Annotated in this window: 13 protein-coding genes; 5 read left to right on the top strand and 8 right to left on the bottom strand. The window is 54.9% G+C overall.

Features of this window, described 5'->3' with window-relative positions; all coding sequences use genetic code 11:
- Window positions 1-681: ATP12 family chaperone protein (locus TH5_RS23455; protein ID WP_244205020.1), on the bottom strand; the 681-nt coding region annotated here is incomplete at its 3' end.
- A gap of 265 nt (window positions 682-946) precedes the next feature.
- Here TH5_RS23455 and TH5_RS23450 point away from each other — a divergent pair.
- The 3 genes from TH5_RS23450 (at window position 947) to TH5_RS23440 (ending at window position 3633) form a co-directional block, all read left to right on the top strand.
- Window positions 947-1969 carry an ABC transporter substrate-binding protein gene (locus tag TH5_RS23450; protein WP_062952355.1) on the top strand — a complete coding sequence of 341 codons (1023 nt, stop codon included), beginning with the start codon at window positions 947-949 and terminating at the stop codon, window positions 1967-1969.
- A gap of 91 nt (window positions 1970-2060) precedes the next feature.
- Window positions 2061-2846, top strand: a complete 786-nt coding sequence (locus TH5_RS23445) for an ABC transporter ATP-binding protein (protein ID WP_062958929.1) — start codon at window positions 2061-2063, stop codon at window positions 2844-2846.
- A gap of 16 nt (window positions 2847-2862) precedes the next feature.
- Complete coding sequence (locus tag TH5_RS23440) at window positions 2863-3633, top strand: ABC transporter permease (protein WP_062958928.1); 771 nt, start codon at window positions 2863-2865, stop codon at window positions 3631-3633.
- Between the two features lie 77 nt (window positions 3634-3710).
- On the opposite strand, the gene TH5_RS23435 is transcribed toward TH5_RS23440, so the two are convergent.
- Entirely contained in the window at window positions 3711-4535 is an 825-nt protein-coding gene (locus tag TH5_RS23435; RefSeq protein ID WP_114123900.1) for a dienelactone hydrolase family protein, read from the bottom strand.
- A 281-nt stretch (window positions 4536-4816) separates the two neighbouring features.
- Here TH5_RS23435 and TH5_RS23430 point away from each other — a divergent pair, with 281 nt between their 5' ends.
- Window positions 4817-5431: an HAD family hydrolase gene (locus tag TH5_RS23430; RefSeq protein ID WP_114123899.1), complete on the top strand. Its 615-nt coding sequence runs from the start codon at window positions 4817-4819 to the stop codon at window positions 5429-5431.
- Between the two features lie 71 nt (window positions 5432-5502).
- On the opposite strand, the gene TH5_RS23425 is transcribed toward TH5_RS23430, so the two are convergent.
- Both TH5_RS23425 and TH5_RS23420 read right to left on the bottom strand, forming a co-directional pair.
- Window positions 5503-5988, bottom strand: coding sequence for an SRPBCC domain-containing protein (locus TH5_RS23425; RefSeq protein WP_114123898.1), 486 nt, complete (start codon window positions 5986-5988; stop codon window positions 5503-5505).
- Window positions 5978-6676, bottom strand: a complete 699-nt coding sequence (locus TH5_RS23420) for an HAD-IA family hydrolase (RefSeq protein WP_114123897.1) — start codon at window positions 6674-6676, stop codon at window positions 5978-5980. Before TH5_RS23420 ends, TH5_RS23425 begins: the two co-directional genes overlap by 11 nt.
- Window positions 6677-6878: 202 nt before the next feature.
- Here TH5_RS23420 and TH5_RS23415 point away from each other — a divergent pair, with 202 nt between their 5' ends.
- Window positions 6879-7151 (top strand): hypothetical protein, encoded by a 273-nt coding sequence (locus TH5_RS23415; RefSeq protein ID WP_114123896.1) that lies wholly within the window; start codon window positions 6879-6881, stop codon window positions 7149-7151.
- 92 nt (window positions 7152-7243) lie between these two features.
- Here the strand turns inward: TH5_RS23415 and TH5_RS23410 are convergent, their stop codons facing one another.
- From TH5_RS23410 to TH5_RS23395, 4 genes are all read right to left on the bottom strand, one after another.
- Window positions 7244-8335 carry an RluA family pseudouridine synthase gene (locus tag TH5_RS23410; RefSeq protein WP_114123895.1) on the bottom strand — a complete coding sequence of 364 codons (1092 nt, stop codon included), beginning with the start codon at window positions 8333-8335 and terminating at the stop codon, window positions 7244-7246.
- Complete coding sequence (gene crcB / locus TH5_RS23405) at window positions 8332-8724, bottom strand: fluoride efflux transporter CrcB (protein WP_114123894.1); 393 nt, start codon at window positions 8722-8724, stop codon at window positions 8332-8334. Before crcB ends, TH5_RS23410 begins: the two co-directional genes overlap by 4 nt.
- Before the next feature lie 100 nt (window positions 8725-8824).
- Window positions 8825-9352: a DUF1499 domain-containing protein gene (locus TH5_RS23400; protein ID WP_114123893.1), complete on the bottom strand. Its 528-nt coding sequence runs from the start codon at window positions 9350-9352 to the stop codon at window positions 8825-8827.
- Window positions 9353-9553: 201 nt separating this feature from the next.
- The gene (locus tag TH5_RS23395) at window positions 9554-10159 is read right to left on the bottom strand and encodes an FMN-dependent NADH-azoreductase (protein ID WP_114123892.1); all 606 of its coding nucleotides are present in this window, start codon (window positions 10157-10159) and stop codon (window positions 9554-9556) included.
- Window positions 10160-10251: the final 92 nt, after the last annotated feature.

Raw genomic sequence — 10251 nt, 5'->3', positions numbered from 1 at the left:
CAGCAATTCGGCCCGGTGGCGTTCGCGGCGCGCGACGGCTTCGGCGTCCGCCCCCCAATGTTCGATGGAATAGTTTTCATCAAGCTGGGAAACTTCAAACGCCTGCTCGGCACTGATCCGGCGCCGCAGGGTTGCCAGACCGATGATGACCGATCCCGACACTGTCGTCAGGGTGTGAAGCGCTGTCAGATGGTAATCATCAAGCGCCTCGATCTCGTCCTGAATGCGCAGAAGGGCTTCGTCTTCCTGCGTGATCGGCATGACGCCTTCGGTCACTTTCAGCGAAATACCCAGTTCATGATGCGCCCAGTCAAGTAACGGCTGCCATGCTTCGGCCTGCTGGCGCACAAGATCATCGGGGAAAGATGCGCGATAGCATAACAGGTCAGACCGGCCAAACCCGGTCAGTTCCGCAATCACAGCAAACCGGTGCGGGCGCACCCGGTCAATCGCGGTCGCGGCCAGTTGCATGATCGGCATCGTGGTCGGCAGAACCTTCTCGCCCTGCGCATCCCATTCAGCCGCAATTTCATGCGCCAGCCGTTCGGCGGGCAATACGAATTCGGCCTTGGATGGCGATTTTACGGGCCTTCCGTCCAGATGAATACGCCAGCCCTGCGCATCTTCGTCGCGTACGGCTTCGGCTTTTTTATAAAAACGGTTGATCGATTTTGTAAGCATGATGGCGATATGCCCAAATCCGTTTCCATGTGCAAGCGATTTGATGGGACCGCCATCTTCAAGGGCGATTATCAAGAATTTTTGTATAATTTTTGGTCAATTTACCCCATTGACCATTTATTAAACAACCGTACTCTGCCCGTAACGGTCCCTTCATATCAGGAAAACCGACAAAAAAGGGATTTGGCACAGGCATTGCTGTGCGATCAGGGGTATCATTCGGTCAATGGGTCGTCAAAAAGACCCGAAACAGGAGGCTTCATTAATGGTGAGACTTAAAGCGCGGCTACTTGGCGCGACCGTCGGCATTGCCGTTGCACTTGGTGCGCAATCTGCGATGGCGCAGATGGCGATCAAATTCACACTCGACTGGAAATTCGAAGGCCCGGCAGCACCCTATGTGCTGGCCAAGAAAAAGGGCTATTTCGACGATGAAGGCCTTGATGTCACGATTGATTCGGGCAACGGATCGGTCGGTTCGATCACGCGCGTTGCCAGCGGCGCTTATGATGTCGGATTTGCCGATATCAACTCGATGCTGGAATTCAATGCATCGAACCCGGATCGTGCGATGAAGTCGATCTTCATGGTCTATGACCGCCCGCCCTTCTCGCTTTTCATGCTGAAGAAAAGCGGCATTACCAAGCCGGAAGACCTGATTGGCAAAACACTTGGCGCACCGGTATTTGATGCATCGCGCAAGCTGTTCCCGGCCTTTGCGCAGGCAACCGGGCTTAAACTTGACGATGTCAAATGGGAAAGCATGGACCCGCCGCTGCGCGAACCGATGCTGGTGCGTGGTGATGTTGACGCGATCACCGGCCACTATTTCACATCGATCCTGAACCTTCAGGCACAGGGTATTTCCAAGGACGACCTGACCGTTTTCAAATATTTCGATTACGGCATGGATTTCTATGGCAATGCGATGATCGCATCGCCCGACATGATGGAAAACCATCCGGAAGAACTGCGTGCGTTCCTGCGTGCGGTGGTCAAGGGATGGCGTGATGCGATTGCCAACCCCGAAGAAGCCATTGCAGCACTTAAGGAAACCGATCCGCTGATTGACCCGGCCCTTGAATTGCAGCGCCTTCAGATGACGATTGACGAAAACGTTGTGACCGAGGTGACGCTCAAAGAAGGCATGGGCCTGATCAAGACTGATCGCATGAACAAGGCGATTGATCAGGTCAGCCTGGCATTTGGCATTGAAAACAAGCCAACCGTTGCGGACATCTTCACCGACATCTTCATGCCCGGCGAAAAAGACCGCATGCTGAAATAATCGGCACGTCAGACCACGCAAACGGGGCCGGGCGAACCGGCCCCGATCCATAAGAAATCACAAATAATGATACGCAGGGGGACTGACTGCCGTGTCGAACAGCTTTGTCGAACTTAACAATGTCCGGCTTCGTTACAGCGAAGGTGACGATCTGGCATTGGAAACAACAAACATGAAGATCAACAAGGGCGAATTTATCGCCGTTGTCGGTCCTTCGGGATGTGGCAAGTCATCGCTGCTGAAACTGGTATCGGGACTGATGCCACCCAGCGAAGGCACGGTTATCGTCGATAACAAGGAGGTTTCCGGGCCGCTTAAAATCGTTGGCATGGCATTCCAGAACCCGACCCTTCTGCCATGGCGCACGACCCTTGATAATGTGCTGCTGCCGATGGAAATCGTCAAACCGCACCGCAACCGCCTGCGCAAGCACCGTGCCGAATACGAAGACCGCGCGCGCAAGCTTCTGGCCAGTGTCGGCCTTGCCGGGCACGAAGACAAATATCCGTGGGAATTGTCGGGCGGCATGCAGCAACGCGCGTCACTTTGCCGGTCGCTGATCCATGAACCCGATCTTCTGATGCTCGACGAGCCGTTCGGCGCGCTTGATGCCTTCACCCGCGAAGAACTTTGGGACATCCTGCAAAACCTTTGGATGGTGCGGCCCTTTACCGTCATCCTTGTGACGCATGATCTGCGCGAAGCGGCCTATCTGGCCGATACAATCTATGTGATGTCAAAGCGCCCCGGCATGATTCTGGTGCAGCGGGAAAACACCCTGCCCCGCCCGCGGGATCAGGAAACGACATTCACGCAGCCTTTCACCGATCTGGTCCACGAATTGCGCAGTCACATCCGTGACGTGCGCGCGGCATAACGGAAGGCTTTGCATTATGGCCAAGAAAAAAGACTTCGCGAAAGCAACACCGTGGCTCAGCGCAATCGGGCTTTTTGTTTTGTGGGAACTGATCGTGCGGATTTTCAATATCCCGGTCTATGTCCTGCCAACTCCGTCCGAAAGCATCATGGTCGGCTGGGAATTTCGTGCCGCCATCTGGATGCACGCGCTTCAGACGCTTTATACAACGCTTGCGGGCTTTGCCATTGCGGTTGTGTTTGGCGTCATTCTGGGCGCGCTGGTGGGGTCGAGTAAGGCGGTTTACGACGCGGCCAATCCGCTTCTGGTCGGGTTTAACTCGGTCCCGAAGGTCGCCCTGGTCCCGGTCCTTGTGATGTGGTTTGGCATCGGCACGGTTCCGGCGATCATTACCGCATTCCTGATTTCGTTCTTCCCGATTGTGGTCAATGTGGCGACCGGGCTGGCGACCCTTGAACCCGAATTGCGCGATGTGTTGCGGTCCCTTGGCGCGACGCGACGCGATATTCTGGTCAAGGTCGGCTTCCCGCGTGCAATGCCCTATTTCTTTGCATCGCTTAAGGTCGCGATCACGCTGGCCTTTGTCGGTTCGGTGATTTCGGAAACCGTCGCATCGAACCTTGGCGTCGGCTATCTGATGCTGTCGGCATCGTCGAAATTCAACATGCCGCTGGTATTTGCCGGGTTGCTGGTGATCGCGGTGATGGGGATTGCGATGTACGAGCTGTTTAACATCATCGAACGCCGGTCAACCAAATGGGCCAATCGCGGCAATCCTGCGAATTAATAGCTGGCTCCGCTTAAACACGCAAAAAGGCCGGGAAAACCCCGGCCTTTTGATGTTCTGGCGATTGCGATAAAGCCTTAGGACAGATGGGTATCAAAGAAGCCCATCGTGCGTTCCCACGCCAGCATCGCGTCCTCGGCGTCGTAACGCCCGCCGGTCGGATTGGCAAAGGCGTGATCGGCCTCGTACCAGAAAATCTGATAGTCGGTTTTCCCGGCTTCCTTGAGGGATTCCTCAAACCCGTTGACCATCGATTTGTTAATGCTTTTATCAAGCGTGCCGAAATGCCCCATCAGCGGCGCGTTCAGGGTTGAAACCTGCTCGGCGGTCTTTTTGACATTGCCGTAATAGACCACAACCGCATCGACATCGGCGGCAAGCCCGGTATTGAGCGACCAGCCACCACCAAAGCACCAGCCAACCGTTCCTACCTTGCCAGTTGAATCCTTGTGATTTTTCAGGAATTTGACGGATTCCTGCAATTTTTCGGTGGCAATCGCCGGATCAACCGCCGACATCAGGGCCTTGGCCCCGTCCGGCGTGGTCGCAGCCGGTTTGCCATACAGATCAACCGCAAGCGCGATATAGCCCTGCTTGGCATATTCTGCCGCAACCGCACGGATCTGATCATTCAGCCCCCACCATTCATGGATCAGAATGACGGTCGGGGCCGGAAGGGTTGCGGGCATGGCAATTTCGGCGGTCATCTTTTCCCCGCCCGGGGTCGTGATCGTCACCGGCTCCAACATCGACCCGGCGGCATGGGCCAGAATCGGGTCGGCCAGAACGACTGCGAGTGGCAGGGCAACAGCCCCCTTCAGGAATAGACGGCGATCTTCGTCCGTAGCTTTGGGCGGCGGGCCGAGATGGTCGTTTACACCACATCCGTCAAGCGTGCACATATTCAAGCCTCCTCTGTCTTGTTACGATCAAGCGATTTTATCAGGTTGTATTTTACATGATGTTCTTCGCGTCATCATTTCGCAAGATGCGAAGAATTTGCAAATCACACTCGCGTCATAAATCCCTGTCATCGCAAAGAGTACGCGCCCAAATCCGTTACGGATCAACCCCTTGTATGATCATGCCGGCAATTGTCATCAAAATGCCCCCTTGCCCCGGCCCCACTTGCCTGCTTTAACAAGCCGACTGCAATCGTGCTGCAATTCATCCCGAGGAAATCATGCGTACTATCGAAACGGTTCTTTTTGATCTGGGCGGCGTTCTGGTCGATTGGGACCCACGGCATCTGTATCGCAAGATTTTCAAAGATGATGCCGAAATGGAACGTTTCCTGACCGAGATCTGTCATCCGCACTGGAACTTCCTGCATGACAAGGGTGCGCTTCGCTTTGCCAAATCGATCCCCGATCTTCAGCATCGCTATCCGGAATATCATGATCAGATCGCGGCATGGATGGAACGCTGGCCGGAAATGATGAAGGGGTCGATTGACCGCACCGTTCATATCCTTGAAGAACTGAAATCACGTGGCAATGTGCGTTTGTTTGCGCTGACCAACTGGTCGGCCGATACCTGGCCGCATGCAATTGAACGGTTCGGTTTCTTAAGCCATTTCGAAGGCATTCTGGTATCGGGGCAGGAAAAACTGGCCAAGCCCGACCCGCAGATTTTCGATCTGACGGCGGCACGTTTCAAACTTGATCCGCGCGAAACCCTGTTTATCGATGACAGCGAAAAGAATATTCAGCAGGCACGTGAAATGGGCTTTGTCACCCACTGGTTCCGCGATCCGATCCGCCTGCGCCGTGACCTGATGGAATATGGTCTTCTGTAATCACGTTCCGAACCAAAATGACAAAGGGCGCCACACCGGGCGCCCTTTTTTAATGTATCGCGATCTGCCGGTTAATGCCGCTTGGCGGTCAGGTAATTGGCAAAGCATTGCTCGAAAACATATTTCCAGCCGCTCTCATACCCGTCACGCACCATCGGGGCGATCTCACCCAGACTTTTCCAGTCCCAGTGTTTGAGCCGGATCACACAGCGGCCAAAGGCATTCTGCTCGAACGTGACGCTGATGCGGGTATAGGCCCCGTCTTCCCAGCCCGGATGCCAGGTAAAGGCAACATGTTCGCCCGCCTGCCAGATATCGACAGTGCCCCAAACCACCGGATCGCGGCCTTTGGCATGTTCAACGATCCTGCCGCCAAGGCCGGGATTGAGTTCAACCGATTTGCAGTTTTCACGCGCCAGCGAATGGCTGTCGGTCGGCCACCAGTTGCCAAAGCCGTTGGTGAACGCCTCGAACGCATATTCGGGCTCGACCGGAACGGTAATTTCCACCCGGATCGGTTTCAGATCGTCATCTTTGTGATCGGCTTCAGGCAGCATCGCGGCCAGTTCCCCACATGGTTTCCAGCAATCCGGGCAGCTGATCGAAATGATCAATCACGGCATGTGCCCCAGCATTATTCAGTGTCTCAATATCGTGATAGCCCCAACTGACCCCAATCGACAGCATCCCGGCCGCCCGGCCCATTTCGATATCATAAGCGGTATCGCCAATGATCACCGCATTGGGCGCGTCAACACCGGTTTCATCCATGGCTGCATGCAACATCGATGGATGGGGTTTGGACGGATGGTTGTCGCAGGTCTGAAGGGTAACAAACCGGCCTTCAAGTTCGTTGCGCGCCAGAACCGCATCAAGCCCGCGGCGCGCCTTGCCCGTCGCAACCCCCAAAAGCCAGTTGCGCGTATCCAGTGCAGCCAGCATTTCGCGCACACCGGGGAACAGCGGCTCGTAAAAATCGGGGGTCTGGCGCAATTCAAAGAATGCCGCCTTATAGGCTGCGGTAACGCCCTCGATAACCGCGTCGTCCAGCATGCCCGGCGCGGCAAGTTTGCGGATGGCTTCGGGCAGGCTCAGACCAATGATGGTGCGTGTCTTTTCAAGGCCGGGGCAATCAAGGTCATGTGCGGCAAAGGCATGATCCATGCAATGCGCAATCGCGTGCTGGCTATCAACCAGCGTGCCGTCACAATCAAATACCACAAGCCTGAGCGGATCATTCGCCATCAAAAGTCATCCAGTTCTGTTTATATCGGGCCGGAGATTATTCCAAACTTCACCAAAGATCGAGTCTCTAGCCGATGCAACGCAGACGCATTTTTTGCTGTGCGGCAAGCAATGGAAACCAATGGTAAATTTTATCCCGCTTCCGAACACCTCAAGGTAGGGATACGATAACAGGGTTGGCACGCGAACTGCGGAGGCAAATATGCTCACGCTTCGGGACTGCATCGATTTCAGCGATCTGCGCGAAGAAGAAATTCTCGCGATTGCCGAGTGTGAACACATCCCCCTTCTTACCGCCCTTGAGGAAGGCGAAAGCATGGTGCACACACCACGTGGCCGCAAACGGATCGCGGTCATGATCAAAAGCCAGGCCGAAATCTGCGAACGCACGGGAAACACGGTTCATGCCCAGCATTTACGTCGGGTTCACGATGCGTTTATCAACCGTTTCGGTAAAATGGTCGCGCGCCCTTAATCAGGACCATTTGTCATCAACGCCGTTGACAGGGACGAAAAAGCCGACGCAGTGCGTCGGCTTTTCGCGTTGGGGAAAGCTTTCCCGAACAATTATCTTTTACGTGTTCTCGACGGTTTCGGCTTTGGCTTTACTTCCTTTTCCCGATGGATTTCCGGGGTCAGGAATTTGGTCGGCGTTTTCGGATCAAAGTTCAGCGCCTTGATGGTTGCGCTGAAATGTTCGGGCACGGGGGCCTCGATCACGACCCGATGGCCGGTCACCGGATGGGGGAAATCAATCGCACGCGCATGCAGATGCATCTGGTTTGACAGACCATCCATGAATGCTTTGGCTCCACCATACTTGCCATCGCCAAGGATCGGGCATTCCATCGCCTGACAATGGGCGCGCAGCTGGTGGGTACGACCGGTCAGCGGCGACAGAGCAAGCCACGCTGCACGACGACCGGCACGGGCCAACTGACGATAGATCGTCTGGGCCGATTTGCCCTCTTTTTCGTCGATGACCATCTTTTCACCGCCCTTGCCGCCATGTTTGGCAAGCGGCGCATCAATCAGGCCTTCGCGTTCATCGGGCGCACCGGTGACAATCGCCCAGTAAAGTTTGCGCGTGGTCTTATCCTTGAACGCCTTGGTCAGGGCATTGGCCGCCGATGCCGACCGTGCCAGCAACAGGACGCCACTGGTGTCCTTATCAAGACGATGCACCAGTTTCGGGCGTTCCTTGCTATCAAGCTTTAACGCATCAAGCATGCCATCAACATGCAGGTCGATATTGGTCCCGCCCTGCACGGCAAGACCGGCCGGCTTGTTGATCGCAAGAACCACCTCGTCATAGAAAATGACGGAATCGCGCAGCGCCTGGAGCTCTTCCTCGGTCGCATCGGACTTGGCCGGACCTGATTTCACATGCTGTGCCGCGTTGGCTGCATCGTAATTGCCTTCGGCCCACGGCCCCAGTCCGCCACCCGACATGACCGGTGCAGGTGGAACACGGACTTCCTGTCCGGGTTCAAGACGCTGATTGGCCTTGGCGCGTTTGCCATCGACACGGATCTGGCCGCCACGCAGCAGCTTCTGAACCTGCCCAAAGGTAAATTCCGGACAGTTCCGCTTGAACCAGCGATCAAGCCGCATTTCGGCTTCGTCATTCTTAACCTTGCGCAGAGTGACACCACTCATTGCAGAACTCCCCTTACCAGCGCGATTGCGCCGAACAATGCTGCGATGCCAACGCAGACCGAAATCGCGACATAAAGGCCCGAAAGGCCAATATTACCGCGTTCATATAAGGTCGCGACATCGAGCGAAAAAGTCGAAAACGTTGTAAACGCCCCCAAAAAGCCCGTCACCAGAAAGGCCCGCATTTCCGGGCTTAGCGACAGTTTAAGAGCCGAAACTTCAATCAGAAGCCCCATGACAAAAGACCCGACGATATTGACCGTCAACGTCCCCCATGGAAAACCGTGACCAAGCGTTGCCCCCATAAAGGCCGAAACACCATATCGGGCAACCGCGCCAACAGCCCCGCCCAATGCGATGGATGCGATAAACAACGGTGAAAATTGCATGGCGCGGAACCTAGTCTTTCGGTTTTAAAAAGTCACGTGTGAAAACATCATAGGCGGGTCGCATAACAATACGCCAGGCCGCCCCGGCCCTAAAAGGCACTTAGTTTTGCGGTGTGGCTTCCTGACCGATCAGGGCAACGGTTGCCGCCATCCATGATTTCAGGCGTTTTTCATTCTGGCCGAAATCGTCATTGCCATAGACCGACCGGGAATAGGCAAAGATACGGCTGCCGCCCTGTTCGCTTGGAATGACTTTTACATCGATCCAGTCGGGGAACCGAAAGACCGGGGTTCGGGCAAGGAAGCGCAATTCAAGCGACAATCCATCACCTTCGACAAGCTTCATGCCCTGTTCGCCTGCTGTTGCCTGCAACGCGGTTGCGACCATATCGGGGGCCACGTCAAAGGCCGGGCTTTGGGCATTGCGATGGGTCGACGGGCATGCCTCAAGCGGACAGATCAGGAAGTAGGTCGGCGATTTCGGCAGAGCCATATCCGGCCCCAGACTGATGTCAGCCGGTTCACCCGCCACAAGCATACTGTCGAGCAATCCGCTGAAACGGATCACCGCGAAAGTCAGTCCGCCAACAAACAAAAGCCACGCCAGTACAATTGCCACGCGTTTCACAAAAATTCCCCGTTCCCGTTTTGTGAGACTGCTCTAACCCAAGACTCCCTAAATACCGGTTAATTGTTGTAATTGGTCAAGTTAACAAATGCAAAAATGCCCGAACGAGATACTCGTTCGGGCATTATCTGGAAACCAACCAGCCACATTGGGGGGGATGGGTGCGACTATCGATTTCCGCGGGCAACAGGTAGTGCGGCGTTATGCCGCCTTCGGAAGCGGTGCGGCAGCAACATTTGCAATCGCGCGTTCCATGGCTTCTTCGGCATTTACAGCGAAACCGGATGCATCGATAACATCAACGTCGGAAATACCGACAAAACCAAGAACCTGTTTCAGATACGGGGTTGCGAAATCCGCCGGGCTGTTGACCGGAACGCCGCCGGTGGCAACAACGATATAGGCTTTCTTGCCTTTAAGCAGGCCTTTGGGGCCGTTTTCGGTGTAGTTGAAGGTCACACCAACACGGGCAATCAGGTCAACCCATGCCTTAAGCGTCGACGGAACCGAGAAGTTATACATCGGCGCACCGATGACAACGACATCGGATGCCTGAAGTTCGGCAACCAGTTTGTCGGAAACGGCGATCACGTCTTTCTGTGCGCCAGTACGGTTTTCAGCCGGAGTATAGAACGCACCGACGATTTCGCCGGTCAGAGCCGGGATCGATTTATCGTTCAGGTCACGTTCAACAACGTTGGCAGCCGGGGTTGCGGCAACAATGCGTTCGATCAGCTTGGATGCGATCTGGCGCGAATTGGAATTTTCGCCATTAACCGAGGCATTGATATGCAGGATCGAAGTCATGAAGAGTCTCCAAGTCCGGGATTGTTTCTGTTGCCCTGACTTTAACAGTTTCCATGACGATGATTATCTGATGTCTTTTCACCAGATTGTTG

The sequence above is a fragment of the Thalassospira xianhensis MCCC 1A02616 genome (assembly GCF_003326475.1).
Taxonomy (GTDB): domain Bacteria; phylum Pseudomonadota; class Alphaproteobacteria; order Rhodospirillales; family Thalassospiraceae; genus Thalassospira; species Thalassospira xianhensis.
This window is presented reverse-complemented; position numbering and strand designations above follow the sequence as displayed.

Excerpts from the sequence above, each read along its gene's own strand:
- TH5_RS23430 (WP_114123899.1), top strand. The coding sequence starts at position 4,817 with ATGCGTACTATCGAAACGGTTCTTTTTGATCTGGGCGGCGTTCTGGTC.
- TH5_RS23410 (WP_114123895.1), bottom strand. The coding sequence starts at position 8,335 with ATGAGTGGTGTCACTCTGCGCAAGGTTAAGAATGACGAAGCCGAAATG.
- TH5_RS23435 (WP_114123900.1), bottom strand. The coding sequence starts at position 4,535 with ATGTGCACGCTTGACGGATGTGGTGTAAACGACCATCTCGGCCCGCCG.
- TH5_RS23395 (WP_114123892.1), bottom strand. The coding sequence starts at position 10,159 with ATGACTTCGATCCTGCATATCAATGCCTCGGTTAATGGCGAAAATTCC.
- TH5_RS23420 (WP_114123897.1), bottom strand. The coding sequence starts at position 6,676 with ATGGCGAATGATCCGCTCAGGCTTGTGGTATTTGATTGTGACGGCACG.
- TH5_RS23450 (WP_062952355.1), top strand. The coding sequence starts at position 947 with ATGGTGAGACTTAAAGCGCGGCTACTTGGCGCGACCGTCGGCATTGCC.
- TH5_RS23440 (WP_062958928.1), top strand. The coding sequence starts at position 2,863 with ATGGCCAAGAAAAAAGACTTCGCGAAAGCAACACCGTGGCTCAGCGCA.
- TH5_RS23425 (WP_114123898.1), bottom strand. The coding sequence starts at position 5,988 with ATGCTGCCTGAAGCCGATCACAAAGATGACGATCTGAAACCGATCCGG.
- TH5_RS23415 (WP_114123896.1), top strand. The coding sequence starts at position 6,879 with ATGCTCACGCTTCGGGACTGCATCGATTTCAGCGATCTGCGCGAAGAA.
- crcB (WP_114123894.1), bottom strand. The coding sequence starts at position 8,724 with ATGCAATTTTCACCGTTGTTTATCGCATCCATCGCATTGGGCGGGGCT.